Origin of the sequence: Paenibacillus sp. FSL F4-0236, assembly GCF_038000135.1 — a bacterium.
GTDB lineage: Bacteria > Bacillota > Bacilli > Paenibacillales > Paenibacillaceae > Paenibacillus_AQ.
In genome coordinates this window covers 3,353,889-3,377,812 of the sequence record NZ_JBBOBK010000001.1, presented here as the reverse complement: position 1 = coordinate 3,377,812, position 23,924 = coordinate 3,353,889, and the positions used below count along the sequence as shown (strand labels likewise).

The 23,924-nt window shown below is 41.7% G+C and carries 29 protein-coding genes and 1 tRNA gene; 17 read left to right on the top strand and 13 right to left on the bottom strand.

The genetic code is table 11. From position 1 onward, the window contains the following. Positions 1-23: 23 nt before the first annotated feature. Together NSQ29_RS15400 and NSQ29_RS15395 are read right to left on the bottom strand one after the other, a co-directional pair. The gene (locus tag NSQ29_RS15400) at positions 24-614 is read right to left on the bottom strand and encodes a YitT family protein (RefSeq protein ID WP_339247323.1); all 591 of its coding nucleotides are present in this window, start codon (positions 612-614) and stop codon (positions 24-26) included. 247 nt (positions 615-861) lie between these two features. Then, the gene (locus NSQ29_RS15395; RefSeq protein WP_341125496.1) at positions 862-1,728 is read right to left on the bottom strand and encodes a helix-turn-helix transcriptional regulator; all 867 of its coding nucleotides are present in this window, start codon (positions 1,726-1,728) and stop codon (positions 862-864) included. A gap of 133 nt (positions 1,729-1,861) precedes the next feature. On the opposite strand from NSQ29_RS15395, the gene NSQ29_RS15390 reads away from it, so the two are divergent. Further along, positions 1,862-3,826 (top strand): glycoside hydrolase family 127 protein, encoded by a 1,965-nt coding sequence (locus NSQ29_RS15390; RefSeq protein WP_341125495.1) that lies wholly within the window; start codon positions 1,862-1,864, stop codon positions 3,824-3,826. Between the two features lie 121 nt (positions 3,827-3,947). Next, positions 3,948-4,256, top strand: coding sequence for a hypothetical protein (locus NSQ29_RS15385; protein ID WP_042187261.1), 309 nt, complete (start codon positions 3,948-3,950; stop codon positions 4,254-4,256). 87 nt (positions 4,257-4,343) lie between these two features. Here NSQ29_RS15385 and NSQ29_RS15380 read toward each other — a convergent pair whose 3' ends face one another. Both NSQ29_RS15380 and NSQ29_RS15375 read right to left on the bottom strand, forming a co-directional pair. Beyond that, complete coding sequence (locus tag NSQ29_RS15380) at positions 4,344-6,779, bottom strand: GH36-type glycosyl hydrolase domain-containing protein (RefSeq protein ID WP_341054028.1); 2,436 nt, start codon at positions 6,777-6,779, stop codon at positions 4,344-4,346. A gap of 183 nt (positions 6,780-6,962) precedes the next feature. Beyond that, positions 6,963-8,018, bottom strand: a complete 1,056-nt coding sequence (locus NSQ29_RS15375) for a LacI family DNA-binding transcriptional regulator (RefSeq protein ID WP_042187264.1) — start codon at positions 8,016-8,018, stop codon at positions 6,963-6,965. A gap of 232 nt (positions 8,019-8,250) precedes the next feature. Between NSQ29_RS15375 and NSQ29_RS15370 the strand changes: the two genes are divergently transcribed. Both NSQ29_RS15370 and NSQ29_RS15365 read left to right on the top strand, forming a co-directional pair. Further along, positions 8,251-9,270, top strand: coding sequence for an ABC transporter substrate-binding protein (locus NSQ29_RS15370; protein ID WP_341125494.1), 1,020 nt, complete (start codon positions 8,251-8,253; stop codon positions 9,268-9,270). A 115-nt stretch (positions 9,271-9,385) separates the two neighbouring features. Continuing rightward, complete coding sequence (locus NSQ29_RS15365; protein WP_341125493.1) at positions 9,386-10,981, top strand: helix-turn-helix domain-containing protein; 1,596 nt, start codon at positions 9,386-9,388, stop codon at positions 10,979-10,981. 1 nt (position 10,982) lies between these two features. Here NSQ29_RS15365 and NSQ29_RS15360 read toward each other — a convergent pair whose 3' ends face one another. Then, positions 10,983-11,174, bottom strand: a complete 192-nt coding sequence (locus NSQ29_RS15360) for a DUF6199 family natural product biosynthesis protein (protein WP_042187270.1) — start codon at positions 11,172-11,174, stop codon at positions 10,983-10,985. Positions 11,175-11,726: 552 nt separating this feature from the next. Between NSQ29_RS15360 and NSQ29_RS15355 the strand changes: the two genes are divergently transcribed. Then, positions 11,727-12,623, top strand: a complete 897-nt coding sequence (locus tag NSQ29_RS15355; RefSeq protein ID WP_042187274.1) for an SDR family oxidoreductase — start codon at positions 11,727-11,729, stop codon at positions 12,621-12,623. Between the two features lie 267 nt (positions 12,624-12,890). After that, complete coding sequence (locus tag NSQ29_RS15350) at positions 12,891-13,205, top strand: hypothetical protein (protein WP_149644136.1); 315 nt, start codon at positions 12,891-12,893, stop codon at positions 13,203-13,205. Positions 13,206-13,413: 208 nt separating this feature from the next. Here the strand turns inward: NSQ29_RS15350 and NSQ29_RS31545 are convergent, their stop codons facing one another. From NSQ29_RS31545 to NSQ29_RS15345, 3 genes are all read right to left on the bottom strand, one after another. Next, positions 13,414-13,647, bottom strand: coding sequence for a DUF1796 family putative cysteine peptidase (locus tag NSQ29_RS31545; RefSeq protein ID WP_445739165.1), 234 nt, complete (start codon positions 13,645-13,647; stop codon positions 13,414-13,416). Positions 13,648-13,691: 44 nt separating this feature from the next. Then, on the bottom strand, positions 13,692-13,844 hold the full coding sequence (locus NSQ29_RS31540; RefSeq protein WP_445739193.1) for a DUF1796 family putative cysteine peptidase: 153 nt from the start codon (positions 13,842-13,844) through the stop codon (positions 13,692-13,694). A 154-nt stretch (positions 13,845-13,998) separates the two neighbouring features. Further along, the gene (locus NSQ29_RS15345; protein ID WP_076299475.1) at positions 13,999-14,247 is read right to left on the bottom strand and encodes a hypothetical protein; all 249 of its coding nucleotides are present in this window, start codon (positions 14,245-14,247) and stop codon (positions 13,999-14,001) included. Between the two features lie 292 nt (positions 14,248-14,539). On the opposite strand from NSQ29_RS15345, the gene NSQ29_RS15340 reads away from it, so the two are divergent. The 3 genes from NSQ29_RS15340 (at position 14,540) to NSQ29_RS15330 (ending at position 15,811) form a co-directional block, all read left to right on the top strand. Beyond that, on the top strand, positions 14,540-14,998 hold the full coding sequence (locus NSQ29_RS15340) for an NUDIX domain-containing protein (protein ID WP_341125492.1): 459 nt from the start codon (positions 14,540-14,542) through the stop codon (positions 14,996-14,998). Positions 14,999-15,047: 49 nt separating this feature from the next. After that, a complete protein-coding gene (locus NSQ29_RS15335) occupies positions 15,048-15,323 on the top strand; it encodes a hypothetical protein (RefSeq protein WP_341125491.1) in 276 nt (91 codons plus the stop codon). 77 nt (positions 15,324-15,400) lie between these two features. Continuing rightward, positions 15,401-15,811, top strand: coding sequence for a hypothetical protein (locus NSQ29_RS15330; protein ID WP_341125490.1), 411 nt, complete (start codon positions 15,401-15,403; stop codon positions 15,809-15,811). Positions 15,812-16,150: 339 nt separating this feature from the next. Here the strand turns inward: NSQ29_RS15330 and NSQ29_RS15325 are convergent, their stop codons facing one another. Next, a complete protein-coding gene (locus NSQ29_RS15325; RefSeq protein WP_341125489.1) occupies positions 16,151-17,110 on the bottom strand; it encodes a hypothetical protein in 960 nt (319 codons plus the stop codon). A 326-nt stretch (positions 17,111-17,436) separates the two neighbouring features. Between NSQ29_RS15325 and NSQ29_RS15320 the strand changes: the two genes are divergently transcribed. Continuing rightward, a complete protein-coding gene (locus NSQ29_RS15320; RefSeq protein WP_341125488.1) occupies positions 17,437-17,676 on the top strand; it encodes a hypothetical protein in 240 nt (79 codons plus the stop codon). A gap of 93 nt (positions 17,677-17,769) precedes the next feature. On the opposite strand, the gene NSQ29_RS15315 is transcribed toward NSQ29_RS15320, so the two are convergent. Beyond that, entirely contained in the window at positions 17,770-17,910 is a 141-nt protein-coding gene (locus NSQ29_RS15315) for a hypothetical protein (protein WP_156113100.1), read from the bottom strand. A gap of 315 nt (positions 17,911-18,225) precedes the next feature. Between NSQ29_RS15315 and NSQ29_RS15310 the strand changes: the two genes are divergently transcribed. After that, entirely contained in the window at positions 18,226-18,378 is a 153-nt protein-coding gene (locus NSQ29_RS15310) for a hypothetical protein (RefSeq protein ID WP_156113101.1), read from the top strand. Positions 18,379-18,827: 449 nt separating this feature from the next. Here the strand turns inward: NSQ29_RS15310 and NSQ29_RS15305 are convergent. Together NSQ29_RS15305 and NSQ29_RS15300 are read right to left on the bottom strand one after the other, a co-directional pair. Continuing rightward, positions 18,828-18,899 (bottom strand) — tRNA-Val (locus NSQ29_RS15305). A 131-nt stretch (positions 18,900-19,030) separates the two neighbouring features. After that, complete coding sequence (locus NSQ29_RS15300) at positions 19,031-19,333, bottom strand: hypothetical protein (protein WP_042187286.1); 303 nt, start codon at positions 19,331-19,333, stop codon at positions 19,031-19,033. A 328-nt stretch (positions 19,334-19,661) separates the two neighbouring features. Here NSQ29_RS15300 and NSQ29_RS15295 point away from each other — a divergent pair, with 328 nt between their 5' ends. The 4 genes from NSQ29_RS15295 (at position 19,662) to NSQ29_RS15280 (ending at position 21,931) form a co-directional block, all read left to right on the top strand. Then, positions 19,662-20,738 carry a site-2 protease family protein gene (locus NSQ29_RS15295; protein WP_341125487.1) on the top strand — a complete coding sequence of 359 codons (1,077 nt, stop codon included), beginning with the start codon at positions 19,662-19,664 and terminating at the stop codon, positions 20,736-20,738. A gap of 104 nt (positions 20,739-20,842) precedes the next feature. Further along, complete coding sequence (locus tag NSQ29_RS15290) at positions 20,843-21,055, top strand: hypothetical protein (RefSeq protein ID WP_076282950.1); 213 nt, start codon at positions 20,843-20,845, stop codon at positions 21,053-21,055. A 107-nt stretch (positions 21,056-21,162) separates the two neighbouring features. After that, on the top strand, positions 21,163-21,606 hold the full coding sequence (locus NSQ29_RS15285; RefSeq protein ID WP_341125486.1) for a GNAT family N-acetyltransferase: 444 nt from the start codon (positions 21,163-21,165) through the stop codon (positions 21,604-21,606). Between the two features lie 85 nt (positions 21,607-21,691). Then, positions 21,692-21,931: a DUF3892 domain-containing protein gene (locus NSQ29_RS15280; protein WP_042187294.1), complete on the top strand. Its 240-nt coding sequence runs from the start codon at positions 21,692-21,694 to the stop codon at positions 21,929-21,931. A 64-nt stretch (positions 21,932-21,995) separates the two neighbouring features. Here NSQ29_RS15280 and NSQ29_RS15275 read toward each other — a convergent pair whose 3' ends face one another. Continuing rightward, on the bottom strand, positions 21,996-22,733 hold the full coding sequence (locus NSQ29_RS15275; RefSeq protein ID WP_341125485.1) for an MBL fold metallo-hydrolase: 738 nt from the start codon (positions 22,731-22,733) through the stop codon (positions 21,996-21,998). 164 nt (positions 22,734-22,897) lie between these two features. Here NSQ29_RS15275 and NSQ29_RS15270 point away from each other — a divergent pair, with 164 nt between their 5' ends. Together NSQ29_RS15270 and NSQ29_RS15265 are read left to right on the top strand one after the other, a co-directional pair. Then, on the top strand, positions 22,898-23,452 hold the full coding sequence (locus NSQ29_RS15270) for a copper amine oxidase (protein WP_042187298.1): 555 nt from the start codon (positions 22,898-22,900) through the stop codon (positions 23,450-23,452). Positions 23,453-23,532: 80 nt separating this feature from the next. Then, the gene (locus NSQ29_RS15265) at positions 23,533-23,844 is read left to right on the top strand and encodes a DUF1292 domain-containing protein (protein WP_042187300.1); all 312 of its coding nucleotides are present in this window, start codon (positions 23,533-23,535) and stop codon (positions 23,842-23,844) included. The last annotated feature ends 80 nt before the right edge of the window (positions 23,845-23,924 follow it).

The window sequence follows — 23,924 nt, the reverse complement described above, 5'->3', positions numbered from 1 at the left end:
TGTGTATTCTTATTTATTTCCATTTATTTCGTCTCAAGTGTGCATAGACCCGTAGCCACGCCCCCAGAGATAATCGTGAGGATGGAGTGGAAGAAGGTTTCCTTGGAAATCAGGAGTCCTCCCGCGCCGATAATCATAAAGTCGGTCAAAAAAATGATGAATCCAAGGTTCAGCGGGACATACCTTTTTATAAATTGAGCGAGCAGATCGGTGCCCCCCGTACTTGCTTTAAACCGCAGCATAATCCCAAGTCCCGTTCCCATCAAAAAACCGCCAATAATGGCGCTAGAAATGGAACCAAACTCAAAATAATATAGAAAGTGATATTGGAAAGGACCGAGAAGCTCGATCAGAAATGATGAGATCAATAGGCCGAGTACACTGTTGTAAAAGATATCGCGTTCCTTTAACCAAGCGAGCAGAAAGATAGGAAAGCTGCAGAGAATTATAGCTACGCCAATTTTAGCGTCGGATAAATAATTAATAATGAGGGCTATCCCTATTATTCCCCCATCCAGGATTTTATATGGTACGAGAAAAAAATTAGTTCCCGTAGCAACGAGTAAGCTTCCTAAAAGAATGATAAGGTATCTTAATGGCCGCATATTTAACATCTCCACATTAAAGGCATGTCTATAAATATGCTTGTCACTTCCAAAAAATTGCAGTTGAACAAAAAAACCTGATTATGAATCAGGGTTAAAAAGTCTTATATTACATAGTGTGTGAGGGATAGCCGGTTCCTAACGCTCAAAAGACACCAAGTAACTAAGCGTAAACAATTCAGAAATGAAAGTATGAATGTTACTGTATGGAGGAATTAGCACGTGTCCAATAATCGGAGACGTGCTGCTTGTGTTTTTAACGGGAGTAACGCTTACGAAAGCGAAGCGGAGAGATTCCGATCTGCTGAGCAAATCGACGCGAGAAGTAGGCGGCGCTCTCGAAGCCGGTACGTTCTGCGATTCCAGCTATAGAAAGCTCAGTCTTAAGCAGCAATAGCTTAGCCTGTTCCAAACGGTAATCCGTCAAATACTCCATCGGAGTCAGCCCATATACTCGTTTCATGCAGCGAGTAAGGTAGTTATAGTGAAAATGCAGTGCGTCCGCTAGTGAGGCATTGGAGAGAGGCTCCGCATAATGATTACGGATATAAGTCTCCGTCTGCTCTGCGATTTCCACCGCGTGACTTTCTGAAGTATCATGCTGTGCCAGATCCATCATCCGCAGCATTTCTTCAAATATCCGTTGCTGCTGCCAAACTGCGCTGGAACGCCGGCCTGTAGACAGCTGTAATAGCATCTCGGCTTGTCCACTCCGTTCAAAAGGGTCAGGGAGGGGACCGAACTGTGGCACTCGAATGGTATACGGATAAGTAAGAAACTGCCGAAAATGTGTTTCACGGTTGATATACACGGGTCCACCCTCAGAGCTAGACCAATCTGCAAGGGTATGAAAATGAATCCATATAAATGAAGTGGTCTCATCACATGGCTTAACGGAGTAATGATAGCGATCGGGCAGCAATAGCAGTGTATGTCCCGCCGAAACCTCCCATTGATTATGGTCCTCCCCAATAAATAGACAGCCTTGTTCTACAATAAGTAGATCAAACACCCCAATATGGCTTCTATTTGGATGCTGATCCCCGGGTTGATAAACCGTGCGATTGCATTCTAGAAAATAAGGAAATGGCGGCGCAGCGAAATGTATAAATGAAAGGCCCATTTTGTAATTATCCCTCCTTTCTAAAGTGTGAAATAGTACAAAAAAGGGGTTGCTTCTGTTCGTATTTTTAATCTATTCTACCCCCTATAATTATTATTAGCGAGTATGAAATAAGGCTGAGGGGAAGATGAAGATGAACAAAATTATACAGGATCAAGAAGTTGTAAAAGATCAAACTGTTACCATTCAAGATGATTTCTGGGGCGGATACATTAGGCTGGTCCAGAACGTTGTTATCACCTATCAATATGAGGCATTGCACGATAGAGCACTGGGAGCTGAACCCAGTCATGCCATTGCTAATTTTGAGATTGCTGCGGGCCGGAAGACTGGCGAGTTTTACGGCTGGGTATTTCAAGATAGTGATGTGGCTAAGTGGCTGGAGGCTGTTGGTTATTCCTTAAGCATCACACGTGATCCTGAGCTAGAGCGTCAAGCGGATGAAGTGATTGACCTCGTTGGCGAGGCGCAGCAGGAAGATGGATACTTAAATACTTATTTTACGATAAAAGAACCGGGTAAACGCTGGACCAATTTGAACGATTGTCATGAGCTGTACTGTGCTGGACATTTCATAGAAGCTGCCGTTTCTTATTATGAAGCTACTGGCAAAAGAAAACTGCTCGACATCATGTGCCGAATGGTTGATCATATTGATTCTATGTTTGGACCGGAAGAAGGTAAAATGCAGGGCTATGATGGGCATCAGGAGATTGAACTCGCGCTCGTTAAGCTGTATCGATTGACAGGTGAGAAACGATATTTGAAGCTCAGCAGCTTTTTTATTAATGAGCGAGGTCAACAGCCGAATTTCTTAAAGAAACAATGGGATAATCTGGGGAAGATCAATTTTTTCACAGGTCGGAAGGAGGATCTTGATTTAAAATATTACCAGAGTCATCTTCCAGTAAGAGAGCAGAAGGTGGCTGTAGGCCATGCTGTACGTGCGGTTTATATGTATACTGCTATGGCTGATCTTGCCGCTATTACTGGAGATGAATCACTTCGTGAAGCATGCGAGAGACTGTGGAATAACATTACGAACAAGCAAATGTACATTACGGGCGGGATCGGCTCTACACATAGAGGGGAGGCGTTCACTTTCGATTATGATCTGCCTAACGATTCGGTGTACGCAGAGACTTGTGCCTCTATTGGGTTGATCTTTTTTGCACAGCGTATGCTGAGAATATCACCGGATGCACGTTATGCCGATGTCATGGAGCGGGCGCTTTACAACAATGTACTGGGCTCGATGGCACAGGATGGCAAGCACTATTTTTATGTGAACCCACTGGAAGTATGGCCTCAGGCATGCAGTTGCAACCCGGAGAAACATCATGTGAAGTCTGAACGTCAAGGCTGGTTTGGCTGCGCCTGCTGCCCTCCGAATGTTGCGCGTCTACTAACTTCGCTCAATCAATATATTTACACGGTTCATGGCGATACACTCTATACGAATTTGTATATTGGAAGTAATCTGAACACTAAGCTGAGTGGAACGGATGTTACGATTCAGCAAGAGTGCAACTATCCATGGAAAGGTACAGTCTCGATGAAGATCAATCCGGCAGAGGAAGCGGAGTTCGGAATTGCTTTACGGATTCCATCGTGGAGTCTAGGAATGGAGATCAGAGTCAATGGTGAAGCGCTGAACACTGCTGAGAACATCGAGCAGGGATACCTCGTTATTCGGAGAATGTGGAGAGCAGGAGACATAATCGAAGTGAATGACCCAATGGAGGCACATCGCATTTACGCTCATCCCAATTTGCGAGCAGATGCTCAAAAAGTAACGATTCAACGCGGACCGCTTGTGTATTGCCTTGAAAGTATCGATAATGGTGAGCCTTTAAGCTCTATTTCTTTAAAAGAAGACAGTGAACTCACGGCGAGTTTTGATGAGACTTTGCTTGGTGGCACTGTTGTTGTCGAGGCAGATGGACTGCGTGTTGATCAAGAGAGCTGGAGTGGTGGACTTTACAGCAGAGAGAAAGCACCCCTTCAAGCCGTTAAGGTCAAAGCTGTTCCCTATTACTTGTGGGGCAATCGTGGCAGTGGTGAAATGAAGGTATGGATTCCGGAAGGTAGTATGTGAGTTATGGGACAGGCAAAGTAATTTAAGGTTTAGGATAGCAGGGATTTACGCTTTATTGTATGCTATATTTGATCGGGACAAGGTAGCTGATCATTTTACAGAAAATATTGGAGGCATCACAATGAGCAAACGTTATCGAATTACACGAGCTATGCAAAATGATGGAGGTTCAACACAAACCATATCTTTAGAAGAGTGCAAGCAGTATTTCGCATCCAAACCTGATTTCACCTATACATCAGTTTATACAGTAGCAGGCGCCACTACGATGTCCATTGAGGGAGATTTCTTTATGTGGAGCTTTGGTGATACTACAATCCCATTTAGGCATTATCAAGGGGATATTTACGTTTCTGGAAATAATGAAGCTGTGATCCCGAGAATGCTTGAGGTTGCGAGTGATTTAAGAGCAGATGTTGTGGAAGGGTAAAAAAAAGACCCCTGAAGAGTTCAGGAGTCATCCAGCGTTAATTATAGATCCGCCCAATCGTTCAAGTGAACGGTTGAGCGGATTTTTTTAACCCAGTTCTACAACTACTTGGTGTACTGCACCGTCTCCAACTGGAGCAATGATGTTACCTTCTACAGCTGTGCCATCCAGGGTAAGACTAACTACACCTTTGGAGACATGGTTCGGGTTCTTGATTTGAATCACATAAGTATCTCCACGGAAGACACGTGTGATTTCAAAGCTATCCCATTCAGTAGGAATACAAGGATCGATCTTCAGACCATTGAAATCCGCTTGGATGCCAAGGATCGATTGAGTGATGGCTACATAGTTCCAAGCAGCAGTACCAGTCAACCAGGAGTTTTTAGCTTCCCCGTGACGAACGGCATCTTTACCTGCGATCATTTGGGAGTAGACATAAGGCTCTGTGCGGTGAATTTCGCTGATATCCTCCAGGTAAGCAGGAGCAATTTTTGCGTAAATTTCAAATGCTCTGTCGCCATGTCCAAGTACAGTTTCAGCGATCATGATCCAAGGGTTATTATGGCAGAAAATACCGGCATTTTCTTTGTAGCCCGGAGGGTACGTAGAAATTTCACCCAGGTTCAAATAGTACTTGGAATACGGTGGCTGTTGCAATACGATACCGTATTTAGTATCCAAATGCTCTTGTACGGATGATAGAGCTTTTTCAGCTTGACCATTCTCCACACCGATACCGGCCATTACGCAGATCCCTTGTGGTTCGATGAAGATTTTACCTTCTTCATTTTCTTTGGAACCGATCTTGTCGCCATAGTGATCATAAGCACGCAGGAACCAATCGCCATCGAAGCCGTGCGTCAATGTGATTTCTTTCATGTTGTCAATCTTAGCTTCTGCATCCACAGCTACATCGTTAAGTCCGCGCATCCGGCAGATTTCAGCATAGTCAGGTCCAACGAAGACGAACAGACCCGCGATAAATACAGATTCCGCAACGCGACCTTCGATGTTGGCAGTGGTTTGGAAAGATTCACCCGGCTCAGTAGAGAAGCAGTTGAGGTTCAAGCAGTCATTCCAGTCTGCGCGCCCGATCAGTGGCAAGCCGTGAGGTCCGAGATTGTTAGTCACATGCTCAAAGGAACGTTTCAAGTGCTCGAACAGCGTAGCGGTGTTATTCGGATCGCTGTCAAAAGGAACCTGCTCATCAAGAATCGAGGTATCGCCAGTTTCTTTAATGTAAGCAGCCGTTCCTAGGATCAACCAAAGCGGATCATCGTTAAAGCCGGTGCCGACTTCGTTGTTACCTTTTTTAGTGAGTGGTTGGTATTGGTGATAGGCACTGCCATCTTCAAATTGTGTAGCCGCGATATCGAGAATACGTTCTTTAGCACGTTCAGGAATTTGATGAACAAATCCGAGCAAGTCTTGGTTAGAATCACGGAAGCCCATACCACGGCCAATACCGGATTCAAAGTAGGAAGCAGAACGGGACATGTTGAAGGTAACCATACATTGATATGGATTCCAGATGTTAACCATGCGATCCAGTTTCTCGTCGCCGCTTTGGATTTGATATTTAGACAGCAGGTTATCCCAGTGAGCAGCAAGTGCAGCGAGTGCAGCGTCTACTTGTGCATCTGTAGCAAATTGCGCGATCATAGCTTCTGCTGGTTTTTTGTTGATTACATTCAAGGATTCCCATTTATCTTCTTCAGGGTTCTCGATGTAGCCGAGTACAAAGATGAAGCTTTGTTCTTCACCTGGTTCAAGCGTAATGTTAAGTGCGTGTGATCCGATAGGGGACCAGCCGCTAGCTACGGAGTTAGTAGGTTCACCTGCAACTACAGCTTGTGGGCTTTCCAGACCGTTGTACATCCCTACGAAAGCTTCACGATCAGTATCGAAACCAGCGATTTCTTTATTTACGGAGTAGAAAGCATAGTGATTTCTGCGCTCACGATATTCAGTTTTGTGATAGATAACGGAATCCTTCACTTCAACCTCACCGGTGCTGAGATTGCGTTGGAAGTTAGTCATATCATCTTGTGCATTCCAGAGACAGAACTCTGCAAAAGAGAACAGTTTCACGGATTTTTTAGCGGAGCCCGTGTTCTTCACTACAAGACGATGTACTTCTGCATTATGACCCATAGGGACAAAAGCAAGCTGGTTCACAGAAATTCCGTTCCGTTCGCCAGTAATGGAAGTGTAGCCAAGACCGTGACGGCATTCATAGAAGTCGAGATCACGTTTAACTGGCATCCAGCCTGGGGTCCAGAAATCACCATCATCATAAAGATAGTAGTAGCGGCCGCCGGTATCCAGTGGGATATTGTTATAACGGTAACGGGTCAATCTTCTGAGACGAGCATCTCTATAGAAGGTGTAGCCACCAGCTGTATTGGAAATAAGTCCGAAAAATTGCTCATTACCAAGATAGTTAATCCAAGGGTAAGGGGTTTTAGGTGTGTTAATTACATACTCTTTTCGAGTGTCGTCAAAGGTTCCGAATTTCATGTGAGAAAGTCTCCTTTCGATTGTGAACGCGCGTTTATAAGTTTCAGAAAAAATTCCCTCGAGGGAAGGGAGTTTTTTCAATGCTTTTAAGCAGGACAATTAAAGCAGTAGTTTCGATACCGAATCAAATAGCAGCTTCACGGAAAAATATGTAGATTTCTTCAGCGAAGGATTGATCTTAAGCTATTTCTTCGGCGGTTGACAGGAATCTCTCTCCACTAAACGAGCTGGAAAGCTGATCGTGCTAAACGTCGGCTGCTGTGAATCACACAGCTCGATTACTTTTTCAACTGCAGCCTTAGACATTTCATAGATTGGCAAGCGTACAGAGGTCAGCTTAGGCTGAATACGGGATGCTAGCTGAATGTCATCAAATCCAACCATGGAGAGATCTTCAGGGACAATGATTCCGTGTTCGGAGAACGCTTCCATCGCTGATATAGCCATATCATCGTTGGAGGAGAAGAAGGCCGTTGGCAAAGGTTCTCCAGAAGCAAGGAGCTTCTTAACCTCTTCGTAAGCAGTCTCTTTCAGAAAATCACCTTTCAGAATAAATCTCTCATTTACAGGCAGGCCATGTTTCTTCAGCGTATCTTCATAAGCCGTATAACGCTCTCGTCCAGAGTACGTATTCATTTGCCCACAGATGATGCCAATCTCTTGATGACCCAGAGAGATCAAATATTCAATCGCTTCTGTGGTGCCCTCGTAATCTTTGGAGTTCACAATGGCCAGATGATTGCGGTCAAGATGCTCCGACATAATCTCAGAAATATCATAATCAATTAATACGAGAGGAGAGTCGAGCCCTACCATTTCTCGGACGATATTAATATCCTTCTGAGTGCCGACAATGATACCGCCGTCAATCCGTTTTTGAAGAAAAGCTTGCTTTACCTTGATGAAATCGTCGGGAGAGTAAACTGTATGAATCAGTACATAACATCCGCGGGCATTCGAGGTGTCGACTACGGCATCAACGAATGGAGCAAAGTAATTGTTCTGATAAATTCGGGTAGTATTCTCCTTCTCGTTCATACTGATGGCGAAGAGTCCGATCGTATCGGTCTTCTTACCGGCTAAAGCCCTTGCAAAGCTGTTCGGTTCGTACTGATGTTGCTCAATCACCCGCAGCACTTTGGCCCGGGTCTCTTCAGGGACGTTGGAATAATTGTTGATCACGCGGGATACCGTACTTCGGGAAACCCCGGCCAACTTAGCTATATCTTCGCTGCGCATGTTTCCCCTCTTTTCATAAACGCGCGTTTATGAGTTTATTGTAAGCGAAAGCATTGTATAAATCAATCGTAAATAATAAGAAATTTGTGAAGAAGGGAAGAAACTAGTTAATAGTTTGTATAAGATTTTTGCAGAGAAAGTGCATTGAAAGCTATAAAAGTCATGCTACTATTGTGATAATGATTATTGAGAATGATAATCAATGAAAATATAGCATTGGAGTGAAGGGATAATGGTAAGATGGGGTCGGAAGTTTTTATGGTCAGCAGTACTTATTATGGCATTGACCGCGCTGGCGGCATGCGGAACGAATAGCAATACTACGAAAGATAATGTTGCTAAAACAGAGAATGCAGAGGAATCAACCTCAGCTAGCAGCACACCGAGCGAAGAAAGTGGAAATGCTTCGGAAGAGGTTGCAACTCGGACGATTACAGGGGAATTCGGAGATGTTGAGATTCCAGTCAACCCTAAACGGGTGGCCGGGATTTACCTTGAAGATTATTTGAAGGCATTGGGGATTACCCCGGTGGTTCAGTGGTATCATCCAAGCTGGGGCAAACAGGATTACTTAAATCTCGATGTGCCAGAATTTGATATCACCGGAAGCTTGGAAGCGTTGTTGGAGAAAGATCCTGACTTGATTATTGCGGACGGAGGCGCGGATGCGGCGAGGTATGAACAATATTCCAAGATAGCACCAACGTATCGTCTCCCTGAGGCGGCGCTGCAGGACTCAAGACAAGTGCTTACAGCGATTGCAGATGCGCTCGGTATTCCGGAGAAGGCTGAGGCTGTGCTCGCCGAGTATGATCAGAAAGTGGCAGATGGAAAAGCTAAACTGCAACAGGCTCTGGGGCAAGATAAAGTAGCAGTGATCCGGCTCAACGTAGCGGATAAGACCTTTGCTTTGTTCGGTGTTAAAAACCGTTTTATCGGTGTGATTTATTCTCAATTTGGTCTGATACCCGTACCTATGGCTGCAGAAATGACCGAATATCAATCTATTATTTCCGAAGAACTTATTCCTCAGCTCGAAGCGGATCATATCATCGTATTCCCTGACAACGGGGGCTGGGATACTGAAGGGAATCAGGAAGCGATCCAAATTCTTGATGGGCCGCTGTGGAAGAGCCTACCTGCAGTGAAGAACGGGAATGTTTATAGAATGGAACGTTCCCACTGGCAGACTGGTGCCATCACGGCCAATTCGATGAAGCTTGATGACCTGCTGGAAGCTATGGTGAAATAAATGGCAGCCGCCTTGAAGGAATAGCAAAAAGAAGGTCTATCAGCACCCTTGATAGACCTTCTTTTTTGTTTTACACTGAAGTGAATGAAAATGGTTCTCAATTGGGGGCGGGAGAATGGCAAAAGATTTGCAAGACAGCAAAAGAAGGAAGCTATTCTATAGCTTGATAAATATAGAAACCCAATCCCTGTCAGGAAGCGGACAGAGTGAGGTGTTTCAGGATCATACGCTACTCATTGTATCGGAAGGACAGGGATATGTTGAGGCTGAGTTGAGGCAGTTTCCACTGGAAAAAGGTACTGGGTTCTTGTTCGAACCAGGGTTATTAAGCAATATCAATGCCGAGGAGCGGGGGCTTAGCTTTTATCGGCTTACTTTTGAAATCATCGAAACCGGGGCAAACAGGCAGAGTGAAATAGAAGGAAGGACTAAAGAGGACATCCTTCGATCTGGGTTGTTAAGCGTTAGACCCTTTTCACAATGTAAATTACTGCTAGAGGCTATCTACAATAGCCGTAGAAGCACAGATGAGATCGAATGGTTCGCAGGCCATACGCGCTTTCAGGAGCTGCTGCTGCTAATCATGCGTGCAAATTCCTCTTTCGTTCAGGTCACGGGTGATCATGAGGCAATACAGCGTTCCATTCACTATATGGAGGAGCATTATAACCAAGCCGTAACCGTCGATCAGTTGGCTGAAGTTGCAGGTATTACACGTGCGCGTTATACACAAACATTTAAAGAGGTGACAGGGAGGGTTCCCTTGGAGCATTTGAACGGGCTTCGTATCGAAAGAGCGCAGCAGCAGCTACTGCTGACGAATGACCGTATGCATGATATCGCGGTATCCGTCGGATATAGTAATGAGTATTATTTTAATCGGCGTTTTAAAAGATCGGTGGGTGTTACTCCAGGCCAATACAGAAGCTTCCATCAGGATGGATTGAGGGTGTTTGCTCCTTTTTTGGAAGATTATCTATTGGCTCTGGATATTACGCCTGTGGCGCAATATTCTCACGCCGAGTGGGGGAAACAAGAGTACTTGGCTCTCCACGATGTGCCTGAGGTAGATATTTCGACTCGTAATTGGCAGGAGCTCTCCCGGTATACGCCCGAATTGATCTTGCTGGATAATGGCTTTCATCGTTGGCATCTGGAGGAGTGCAGCCGGATCGCTCCGTTGTTCAAGCTACCTGTTCATCAAGAGGATTGGCGTGCCACATTGTATTCCGCAGCAGCAGTCTTTGGCAGAACGGAACGTGTCCAGGAAGTGATCGACAATTATGAGCATCAGGCACAGCAAGCCAAGCAGCTGCTTACCCGGTCCGTCCATAGTCAGACCATAGCTTGTTTAAGAATCTCAGTCTACGGAATCACTCTCTATGGATGTGAGCATTTGGGGTATACAGGAAGCGTGCTTCATCATGATTTGGGCTTGCAACCCCATAGCTTGGTTCGGAAGTTGACCCGTGGAAAGAATCGGGTGAACCTGACAAAAGAAGAGCTTGCCAATCTGACTGCGGATCATTTGTTTATTACCTTTGATCAGCTTGAAGGGGGAGGACGGGAACTGCTGGATACACAACTCTGGCGCAACTTGCCTGCTGTACGTAACGGCAGCGTATATGAGGTGGATTTCATGGCCTGGATGAATTACGGCGTATTGTCGCATCAGCGTAAGATTGAGGATGTATTAAGAGCGTTAGGATAAGTCAGAAACTAGACCAGATAAAAAAGAGAACAATAAGTGCCACTATACTGCTGACGCGGGTCATTAATAAATAAGCCTCACTCGGCTCAACGTCACCTTTGACCATCCATCCGTATCTCATGTACCATCCGAATCGTGGGAAAAAGATGTTAAGTAGCGCTAACAGAACAAAGAGGAAAATAAAAAAGCCCATGATTTATCACTCCTTTATGTAATGTATACGCGAAACTGTATGGAGGGTGTCCCGATTCATGTGTGAGTTTCCATATATTTATTTAAGCTTATGCAATATAGACTGATAAAAAATGAAAATTGCTTAAGGAGCGGATAAATCGTATGGAACACACAGGTCTTTTTTTCGGAGGGGGAGTAGGTGTTTTGTTCTTTTTAATTTGGTTGATATCAATTGGCTTGGGAATCTACTTCTTCGTCCTGCTAGTAAAATTGGCACGTAGAGGAATAGCGGCTTTAGATTTATACATCTACGCTAAAAATCGTGAAATACGTACTCGTTATGAGTCGGTTCAAGACAGGTCAGAGGAAATTTAAGGCCATTAAATGTTTAATGATACTTAGAGTATGAGATACCCTAGCCACCTTAACAGGTAGTTGGGGTATTTTTTGTGGAAATATTCAGGACTATGCTATCGATGAGGTATGTTTAGCGGTGTACTGTTGTGTTTACATAAAAAAAGAGTTCGTTAAATAAAAAATGGTTTTCTAAAAATAAAGGAGGAATTGATCAATGTCTAACCAATATACGATGCAAGATCCTACCACTCAGTACACCAAGGCAGGACCTGAATTTCAACAGCAGCAACAAGAGCCGGGGCTTCAGAAGAAGATGAATCCCGTGCCTGATACAGGTGAAGATACCTATCAAGGCACCGGACGTCTGACTGGACGAAAAGCGATTGTTACAGGGGCAGACAGCGGGATAGGCCGAGCTGTTGCGATTGCTTTTGCTCGTGAAGGCGCAGATGTTGTCTTATCCTATATGCCGGAGGAAGAAGAGGATGCAAAGCAGGTTCTCAAGCTGGTGCAGGAAGCAGGACGAACCGCAATCGCCATCCCAGGTGATCTTAAGGACGAGGAGTACTGTGAACAGCTCGTCGATACCGCAGTCAAGCAGCTGGGTGGGATTGATATTTTAGCCAATGTAGCGGGCAAACAGCAATTCGTCCCCGATATTGCTGATCTTACTACGAAGCATTTTGACGATACCTTTAAAACGAATGTGTATGCCATGTTCTGGCTGTGTAAAGCGGCAGTGAAACATATGCAACCGGGTAGCACCATCATCAACACTTCTTCCATTCAAGCCTATAACCCTTCGCCCATCCTGTTGGACTACGCAACGACCAAGGCTGCGATCAATACATTCAGTAAATCTCTCGCTCAGCAAGTCGCTGATAAGGGCATTCGAGTTAATGTAGTGGCACCAGGTCCCGTATGGACACCTCTTCAGGTGGTGGGTGGGCAACCAGAGGAAGTGCTGAAGGAGTTCGGTGCGAGCACGCCACTAGGCCGTCCGGGACAGCCTGCAGAGATGGCTCCGGCGTATGTATTTCTTGCTAGCCAGGAATCGAGCTATATAAGTGGCGAAACGCTAAATGCCAATGGCGGAACTCCAACCCCATAGAATATTTAGTGGGATGTTGCTATTGTAAATACGGAAATTATTCAAAAGTACCCTACTAATTATAGCTGTGGGGTGCTTTTGTTTTTATATGGAGAAAGGTGTATTATAGAATTTAATACTTTTTATCCCATTATTTTTATAGAATATGATCTAGAACTGATCAAAAATGTCGAATACATAGATTTCCTGCGATTACCCGAGAAATATTTGAGTTGGTACAAGGTTTAGAGTTTAGTGTAGACCATAGAAAGAATTAGGAGCTGTATTATGTGTAAAAAGAAACTAGCAATACTCATTTTTTCCTTTGTTCTGATCATGGCGTGTTTTTCATCAGGAGCAGTCTTTGCGGATAAAGGAAACGGAGCTGTAATGGATAGTGGAACAAAGGAAAGGCTGATGGAAAAGTATGATCTTGTAGAGCCTGAACTTACAAATCCAAAATCACTTTGGAGCCAAAGCGATTTTGGAGTCAGTAACCCTATTGCTATATTTGTAGGTATCAGTAGGTTATATCTGAATCCATATGTTTTTGCTGCGCAAGAAATGATTAATCATTTGATTGACCGAAGCCGTCAACATTAATGACCCATGAGAGGGTCATTTTTTAATACGGAGATAAATTAATCGCTCGTTATTTGTATATCTTTCAAAATATAATCCCAGCTATCATAATCGTTCATATCATCAGGAAATTCTAACACACAAATATGATTAATATTCCAATGGATTTCTCGTACTGATGTTAATTCACGAACGGGATAAAGGATAAGGACAGTGAATTCGTTCGGTTTTAATATATCAGACAAAATCGCTGTAGCTCTACAGCCTGTTCGTATGTGGCGAACCATCTAATGAATAGAATTTTTTTACTGCTTAGTAATTTGTCCCAAAATCTCTTAATTCGTAAATCCAGCTTTGCTTTATAAGATGGATAGGTCGTAGACCAATGTTTACCCAAGGTGATAGGAAAATCATGTACAGAGACAATGTTATAAAAGGTATCCTGAATAAAATACGATTTCACTAACGCATTCTTGTTTCCATTAGGATAAGCGGGCACTCCATCCTCTAGAAAAAATGTGTCTCTTCGAGCATTTGCAGATTTGTTAACTCCATGAAATTCTGAAATCTATTTTTATAAAGTCTGTTTACATCAGTTAATGAATAAGAAATCATCCAGTCGAGAGGCATGGAGAATGTTCTCAAGTTATTTATTTGCATATTTATAGCAGGAGCACAAGACATACCTAAGCTTACGATTAAATCATAGTTCTTCTTTACATCTTGTAAGTTCATGGACTCACCTAATTTCGATCAGATTCAGGTTCTATTCAACGTTAAAAAAGAGCAGCAACTTAGCTGCCCTCTGAAAATATTAATGGCGTTGTAACAGCAAATAGCCGCTAATCCTTGAAGTTTTTTTACGAAACACAACTTTAAAACCAATGTCATTATCTAATAAACAAGCTAAGGCGGTGTCAAGTAGCCCGTTGGGTCTTAAGCTAGGTCGACAAGGCTCAGCATTTCCAATGATGCGGACAGAAATAATCCTACGTGCAGAGCCACGAACCAAAGGATTTCTGCTCCAAGTGATCAATACCAAATCAGGTTGACGAGTTGCCATTCTGATCCACCCCTTTCTATTAAGCTTCTCTATATAAAATGCACAATAGATTGTAATGTGCTAAACAGAAGCGGAGTGCTATTTTGATCAGCGGTGAGAATTAAAGAGTTACTCTTGTTTAATTTAGGTTTTCAAAATACAATAAAGTAAATTTATGGTGTGTTCGAATGGCGTAAACGTAGATGACCACAAGGGAGCATATATTCATAACACCGTACGACTGAGCAAGTATTTGATCAATGATCAAATACTTTTTTATTTTCGTTTATAAGAAGCTAAATAGGGGGACACGATGAAGATAGCGAAACCGATTAGAAAGAAGGTATACGGATTTATTTTGCAAGACAATGAAGTTGGAGAAAAGACCTTATTAGTTTATCTTAATGAACCAGAAGTACCCTTTAGATTAGTAGGTGGTAATGTCGATGCCGGGGAAACAGAAGAAGAAGCCTTATTCAGGGAAATTCAAGAAGAAAGTGGACTTAAACAATTTAAATTAGTAAAGAAAATAGGAACACAATATTATTATAAGGATTATATAGATGCAAATGTTGAAAGACATGACTACCTTCTGATTCCAGAAACAAGATTACCTGTAAAGTGGAGATTCACTGGAGAGGGTGAAGGAGAGGACTGTGGAACTGTTTTTAACTACCAGTGGATAAAACAAGATGAAATATACTTATTAGATAAAGAATTTAGAGAATATATGTCGGAAAAATACATACAAGAATTGTTCGGCAATGGATAGGAGGTAACTACCATGCTCATTAGATGATCCTTACTCTGAGGTGATAGATATGAATAATCGTAAAATCTTCTCATTTCTTCCTTTGATCATTTTTATATTTATAATATGGTACCTTTTGATGGCAAGTACATCTGCTGTTGTTAATGTAGTGTCAGTAGATAAAAGAGAAATAGTAGTACAAAATATGAGCGGTGATCAAACTACAGTCACAATCCCAAAAGGAATATTTAAGTTGATTAATATAAATGAGGAGTACTTTGTTTCCTATAATAGTAGAATAGGGCAAAAACCTTTTTTAACTTCAATAGAACCAAGTGCTAAATGATTATTGGAAGCAGATTTAACAATAGAACTTATGAATGAAACGGCTGATATATAAAGCATAAAATTGGTGGGATTACTTTGCGTGTAGTTAAGCATATCATGTTATGGTTTGTTTCGACGATTCTGTTCACGTTGGCCTCTTTTGGATTAGAGCTCTTGGAAGGAAATAAGATCAGTACGACTGAATATTACGGGTTTCAAAATATAGGATTTGTTTTTATTTTCTTAGCATTTCTTTTTTCAGCCGTTCTTTACCCAATTATAATTTTTCCTTTCTCTTGGGTTGTTCGAATGATTGCAAATCCTTTGATTAGCCGCATAATGATATTGCTTCTGAGTGGTATCGGGGGATATGTTTTCTTTTACAAGGCATACGATGAACGCTTTATACAGGAATATCATTTGAATAGTAGTATAGCTATTATCCTTTTTAGTATTGCTGGTTCCATTTATGTTTTGGTGGATTATTATCTTGATCAGAGGAGTTGAATATATGAGCTATTTTGAAAGAGTTAATAAAATATCAAACATTTTATTTTGTGTTTTTGGATTGTTTTTTATTTTGACTATAATTTTCTTTTCTACTAGCAGCTTCTCAGAAATCTTGCGTTATAATTTCACAAATGACTTAAGAGGAGCAATGATTACAGTCATTTGTTTTATGATCTCTTTATTTTCACTTGTCCTGGGCATTACTTTGAAATGTCTTGTAAAAGACTCTGATGAAACGATCCAGCTTATTGCCACAAGAATAAAGTAGTTGTTGAAATCTCAGCATGTATAAAAAATCCCTGCAACCTGGGTGGTTGGCAGGGATTTTGGTTTAATCTAAGAATTGGATAATTTATCTACCTCATCACTAAAAGCATCCAGGTACTGATTGAATATTCCTGTATCTAATTTGGTGGTAGCATCATTTGCTATAGGAGGAGTGTCTTGGATTTGCTTGTACATACGATCAATCTCACCAGAGAGCTTAGACCAGATGTTTTTAATTGAATCATATTTTGCATCCAGGTTGATGATGTAATTATCGTATTCTAATTTTGTACTCATCGCTTTTCCTAATTGTTCAATTGTAAAATCTATATCTATGGCTTCACCTGTAGAGCTAGTTCCCGAACTTGCATACCAACTGATATCAACAAATCCAACATTCCAAATATCTGAAATGACAAAATTACTAATTTCTTTAAGTGTCGCTTCAGGAGACTGTTCAGTTGTACCTGAATCAGATGTGTTATTTACAGGCTCTTTGAAGAATTTTCTCATTTCGTTAAAGGGTTCTTTATTCTTGTCATTAGACGAATATCCCCAACCAATTTTATCATCCTTAATAAAAATTATAAGTTCACTACTGGAGGACGACTTTTCACCTTGAATTAGGACGATTTTGTCTTTTCCACCATCTTTGTCCGTATAATCAGCTGATTCTATTACTGAAGCGTTCTTAAGTTTGTTATTCTCAGGTGTTTCGGTAGATTCAGCCATTTGAAAAATTGGTTGTACATCAGGAAGTATATTTTCGGATACGAACTTCTTTTTCGCTTCGATATCTGAACCATTCAGGAAAATTTCCACATAATCGAGAGCTAATTTCTCGGATTCTGAAAGTTTCTTCTCTGGCACTGGTGTTGCAGCAGCTGTTTTTAAAGAGTCAGCTGTTGCTTCAGACTGAGTAACTTCTGTAGAGGTTGTATTCTTTTCCTCAGAATTTGATTTGGAACTACCACATCCTGTAAGAAGTACAATAGTTGCAACGATACATAAAAAAGCCTTTATTTTCAATCTTATATCCCCCTAAATCTGATAGTAAATACTAATTAATTCTACCAGATATAGGAATGGTAATCTATGTATAATGAAACCATTATATTGGATATTCGTATTCCTATAAAATGATGTTGAAAGGTCGTGTGCGTGATGGATAACGGGTATTTTGTTGGATGGGGTACATTAGCATTAATAAATGCCGGGTTAGCGCAAGGTAAAAATAGGAGTGGATTAAACTGGTTTTTAATTTCTTTGCTTTGCGGCCCATTGGCTACATTTTTTCTTGTAATATCGAGTAAGCTGCAAATTCATTAGCCCATTATATTTCGGGAGGGGATTTTTTGCTGAAAGCACTAAGGCTGTTCGGTATTCTATTTAGTGCAGCAACAATCATTCTGGCAATAATATTTTTCCGAGGTCAGGATCAAGTGATCATGTCTTGGACAATGATGGGGATGTGCGGAGCTCTGATTTTTAATGGAGGAGCTACCTATTTTAAAACTAAAGATAAAATGGCTGCTCTGTCTTCGATTGTTGGGATGGTACTCTTAATATTCTCGCTTACTCAATTTCCTTTTTAATAAAATACCCCATCCACCTATAAAGGTCGGTGGGGCTTTTTTACGTTTTATCACTTTTTCAATCAAGTTATAGTAGGTTGCTGCAGGCTATGCTTATTTCTTTTTCTTCTTTGTGGGTCCAATCTGGCGCCTTACTTTATTGTTCTCATCAACCTCAATAATATAAATGTCCTTCACTGTACCGGAAAGAGTAAACCATTCACGTAGAGCATCAGCTTCAGTCATTGGTCCCAATATTCGTTTTCCCCTATAACATATAAAAAACACTCCTACTCCTTAGTGAGTTTGCGAAAATGCAATAATCCTCAAAACGATACTCATTAACGATTTTCAGTAAGTCTCATTATTTTATATTAATGCTAAATTATAGGGGATGCAATATTGAGAGATTGTTCTTGTTTAGTTCAAGTAACGTTTATATAGGGAACCATAGGCATGATGCCCCATTATGAGAGATAAACGGTTCCAGATATAATTGATAATCATTATCAATGTTTGAGATGTAATTAACTTAAATAGATTGTGTAACGGATCGGAGTGAAATGTAAGATGAAGTTGGAAGATCATATTGCCGCATGGATTTATGCAGCCGTTAATGTGCTGGATATTCGACATGCTGTGATGGAGCCTGGGGATAAGCTGCAAGGCTATATATTGATTTTTCGTATTATTCCGATATCTAATCTTTTGATAAGCAGCTAGATTTTGTAGTTGAGAAGCTAGTGTCAACATATGAAAAAAATAGAAAGCTAGATGATAAAACAGCTGTTATCCCTAATTTAAGAGGGAAATCGTATTTCGGTCTGTTTTTACTCCTAGGAATATTGCTGCTGCTTTCAGTAGCGGCTTCTTTCTCTTTTGGCTCAGATTCCATGAGCCTGAAGATGGCATGGACAGCGATAGAATTGAAAGGATTGTAAACAGGCATCCACATATTTCATGTTGCAAAAGTGGGAAGGGAATTATATATCAGTAAAGCGGAATTTAGGAATTGGTTGGAGGATAGAAGCGATGATATTTTCCCAGAGGATCACATGAACTGATACGAAAAGTAATCGCGATTCGTATCAAATTCGTATCACAGGGATTTTTAATAGAATGATAAGTGAATAGAAAACAAAAAAAGCCTTGAATATCAAGGCTTTCACATATAGGACGGATGGGGTTCGAACCCATGACCCCTACCCTGTCAAGATAGTGCTCTCCCGCTGAGCTACCGTCCTGCGACGAATTTCATAATACCATACGATAGAGTAGAATGGCAATTCTTTTTTTACAATCTATAGGGATGATAGTTTACATAGTCTTTAAAATAATAAGAAAAGGGGATGCCGCTCCATCCCCATGAGCCACGTCAGATAAAGAACGGGAGTAGAAATATGTCACTTATTCCGAAAAAAGGGATGCGTCGTGGAAAGAAGCGACGTCTTGGGAAAAAGCCAGGCCGGAAGCCAAATTGTCTATACGCCGATTCGTGTGTAGGCATTCCGTTTAAACGTTCTACCATTTCGTTGCTAGGAACCGCAAGAGTAACATAGTTTTGATCTACATGGGCAATAAAACCATCAAAGGACTGACCGTCAGTCGTTGTAATACCAACGTATTTGTTCATACAATTCCAACTGACCTGTTGATGTAAATTTGCATTTGTATCCATAAATAACCTCCTCAATTGAATAACCCTGATAACAGTCTATGGTTCGTAGCCTATAACGTTCACGGCGTTAGCCCATAGGGCAACCATAAAATTTGGGTTATTTTGTGTGAGGTGGTGGTTGTGTATTGGAGCGGAATCACTTTCTTCCCTTGAATAATAGTGAAAATTATCCATTATCTGTTTGTTTGACGTTGAAACGATTCTAAAAGTTGCGTCGTATACTTAGCCAAGTGCTTTTTTATGGAAATACTCCTTAAGCGCTTATGATAAAATGGAGGGTAATGTACAGCAGTTAGATAAAAATTGAAAGAAAAAGGAGCTTGAGATCTTGCCGCAAAATGAGCAGAAAAAGAATTCTTCCACGCCATGGAAATGGTTGGGGGGCGGGGCGGCGATGCTCCTATTTAAAGGAAAGGCGATTTTGTCTCTTCTGAAAATAGGTAAAATTGCCGGGCCGTTAATATCAATGATGATTTCAATATGGGCTTATGCTTTGATTTATCCGTGGGGGTTTGCCGTGGGCTTTGTCCTGCTCCTGCTAGTCCATGAATTAGGACATGTAATAGCAGCGAAACGGATCGGGCTTCCAGTCAGCGCTCCGCTGTTTATACCATTTTTGGGAGCTTTAATTACAATGAAGAAACAGCCGCTGGATGCCCAGACAGAAGCTTATATTGCTTTTGGAGGTCCGATCTTAGGAACCATTGGGGCTACAGCCGTTTTTGGGGCGGCTTATTACATGGATAGTCCACTTCTCTATTCCTTGGCTTACATAGGTTTTTTACTTAATCTGATCAATCTGCTGCCGATTCACCCGCTTGACGGTGGCCGTATTGCAACCGCGGTGACGCGCTGGCTGTGGCTTGTGGGGCTCGTGGGTGGTTTAGCCATCATCATCTATATGCGTTCGATCTTGTTCTTTATTATTTGGGCGTTATTTGCTTACGATCTGTATAACAAATATGTGAAGAGACGCACTAACAATCGCCTTTATTCTGTAACGAAGAGTTTCTTAATTCCAGTAGAGCCACTTAGAGATGCAGGCTACATGATTCCAGGACCAGAGCATAGAAGAGATTTACCTTTTACTACTTACAGTGATTTGGAAAGACAGCAGTATGTAGGGGTGAGATGGGATCAACTGAACTACATTGGTAGAGCTACGCTTCCGCAGCAATGCATCATTGAAAAGGTACGTATCTCGCAGCTAGAGCCTGTGACCTTAGAGAATGGGCTTCATCTTAAGATGAATTGTGATATCAGCTATTCGGTCTACGAGAACGATAAGTATTACGATGTGCCGGCTAGCTCACGCTGGAAATACGGTATCGCTTATTTTGTATTAGCTGGCTTTCTGGCAGGAATGATGTACATGGTCCATGTCGTTGGAAATGTGAATCTATAAGGGTTAGAATCGGGCAATGAAGTGATCCAATGGTTTATAAAACTCATGAACCGTCAAAGCTGTAATGAGAATAACCACAGTTGAACGGTGAAAGGAGTAAAACCATGCCTAAATTTTTGAAATGGGAAGTCGGCGTTTGTCTGCTGTTACTGATGGTTTTGGGAGGATGTTCCGAGGCGAAGCCAACAAAAGTCATGGAAATCAAAGAAATGACCAACCTAGATGGAAAGCCAAAAGGTCAGTACCCTCCATTGTCACCAGTGATGCAAGACACATACAATCGTTCAATTCCTGAAGAAGTATATTCTGCAGATTAGAGCAGCGTAGAAGACGATTTCTCATGCTCAGGCTTTTCTTTCTAGTCGAATTTTTATATAATAGACAACTATCGTTGGATACATAGAGAGAGGAGTTTGGGACTAACATGGCGGCAGAAATCTTACGGGTAACTACAGAGGAACAGCTTCAAATGGGGCTGGATATTCGTACCAAAGTATTTGTAGAGGAACAAATGGTACCGGCTGAGGAAGAAATTGATGAATACGATGTTATCGGTCCGAATGCGCACCATATTCTAATTATAGATGAAGGTGTACCTGTGGCTACGGGAAGATTGATTTATTACAAAGCAGGTACAGCCAAAATGCAGCGTATCGCCGTACTGAAAGATTATCGAGTCAAAGGATTCGGACGTGTTCTGTTGCTAGCTATGGAAGAGCTTGCTCGGGAGCTTGGACTGGAAGCTTCGATTCTTGATGCACAGTGCCAAGCTGAGAATTTCTACAAGAAGCTAGGATATGAAGTGATTTCTACGGAACCTTTTTATGACGCAGGTATTCTACATGTACGGATGCAAAAAACTCTTTAAAAATAGTGCACATAATTTACCGTTCCATGAAGCAAGCTAGGATGTGCCATATGATGGCAAATCCAAGCGCAAGGGGCGAGCTGAAGTGCCAAATAACGAACGCGAAAGTTTCGTAGCTGTACAGAAAAATGGAGACGGAGATTTAACCAGTTTCCAGACCTCTACAGGACGTGTCCTGGCGTATGACCAAGCGCTTCAAGAAGTACAGGCCGGAAATATTGCCGGAGTGAATGCTTTTAAAGGTAAAGACGGAGGAACTTATATTCGCGGCGACGCGGATGGGGATCCAACCAACAATTTGGATAATCTTCCGAGTTTCTCATAGTTCTAAAGGCAAAGACCGTACATACGTCATCGGACGTCAATGTACGGTCTTTTTTTAATCATAATCAGAGTTTATAAATTACATGCTGCTCAATAAACTCCATCTCTCCAGTAAGCCCGACGAATTGAGGTTGTTCATCGCTATAATGCATGAGCTTGATGATACGTCGAACATCTTCAGGTAATGACATTAACTCCTCCAGTGTGGTGTGAACAACACCTGATCCACCAAGCTGACAGTCATGCAGAATCATACGGATGCCGTGCTCACGGACAAGGCGTATAAGTAGATCCGGCTGAAAAGTCATGTCCGCGCTGTAGAAAATCTCATTATTTATTAGAAGGGAATAGCTATCTTTGCCAGGAATATGCGGCGTATGTATGATCTCGAGCGTAAGAGAAGGAGCGAGATTGTACGTAATTCCGGGTTTCATAGGTTTAACCTCGAAGATATCGGTCAGGGAGGCTACTGCATCTTTTTGATATAATCCACCCTTTAAGGTGTTGTTCCAAAGTGGCTCAACAAGCGTCTCAGGTAAATGTAATCTCATAGTTTTCCCGTATACGTGCTTTAGTGTAAGTGCTAGCTCTTCCAGACCTCCAACATGGTCCGCATGAATATGCGTAATTAGAGTAGCGTTTACGTCACGGAAGGATTTCCCGATGGTATGCATGGCAAGTGGGGCTGTAATCCCGCAATCAATCAGTAGGGTATAATCATCAGCTAGTAGCAAGCCATTATTGTTAAAATAGTTTTTTGCAAAAGCATTGCCAGTTCCTAGCATTTGTAGGCTCAGACTCATAAGAAAGTACCCTCCTGAAATCGCTGTTAGCTAATATATCAACTTTGAACAAGTACATAATATCATTTTTCGGAAGATGAATGAAATATTTACCTACAATTAGCGCAACTTGCTGAGACAAAGTAAGTATACATTAATAGCATGAATTATTTGGAGGGTTTCAAATGAATAGATGGAAAAAAGTCACTTTATGTGTGTTTGCTTTTTCCTTGATGGGTGGCTCCTTATTGTTCGCCGATTCTGTGAGTAAGAAAATCAGGGTATGGAACAACGGGACGGAAATTGTAGACGGCGGTTATTTGATTGATGGAAAAACATATATTCCCGCTAGAGAAGCGGGCGGGGTAGTGAATTGGGATGGATCTGGAAAAGTGACGATTCTTAAGCCTAATGTTCATATTGTTCTTTTTAAGGATAATACGGTCTTTGGTAACGTAAACGTAGGCAAGCTTAAGATTAAAATATTAACCCAAGTAGATAGCTTAACAGAAGAGGTTTCAGCTGTAAAAGTAGCCATAACGGACCCCTCTGGTAATGTTAAGGATATTCAGTCGCAGGAGCTTGAAGGCTCGCAGAAGGATAATTTCTGGTTTCCGACCTCGGAGTTTACTTATGATTTTAAAGAAACCGGCAAATATCGGGTAGGCTTCTACATGAAAGCTTCCAAAAATGCGGATTACGTTCTTGTGTCAGAAAAGGTAATTACAGCTCTTAATTAAGGGTTCTAAATTGACCTGAACTAATCTAACGTGGTAGTATACCAGATGTAGGATAATACAATTCAAAGTGAGGTATTACAATGAGCGATCACAAACATGAGCATGGTGAAGCATGCGGTTGCGGGCATGATCACGACCATGAGCACGAGGAGTTTGTGCTGACCTTGACGAACGAGCAGGGCGAAGATGTTGAAATGGTGTTGGTTGAAACTTTCGACATCGGTGAGAAACTATACGCGCTGCTGTTAGAAAAGGAAAATCCTGAAGCGGATGGCATTATTCTGCGTATGGAAGAAGAAGACGAAGAAATGGTATTGTACAATATCGAAGATGAAGAAGAATGGAAAGCTGTTGAAGAAGCTTACAACAATCTGCTTGCTCAGCAAGAATAGATTTTAGCGACTAAATTAAGCTGTTCTATTGTGTATATGACAGTTGATGTTTATATACAGAAACCCGATACTTATTATGG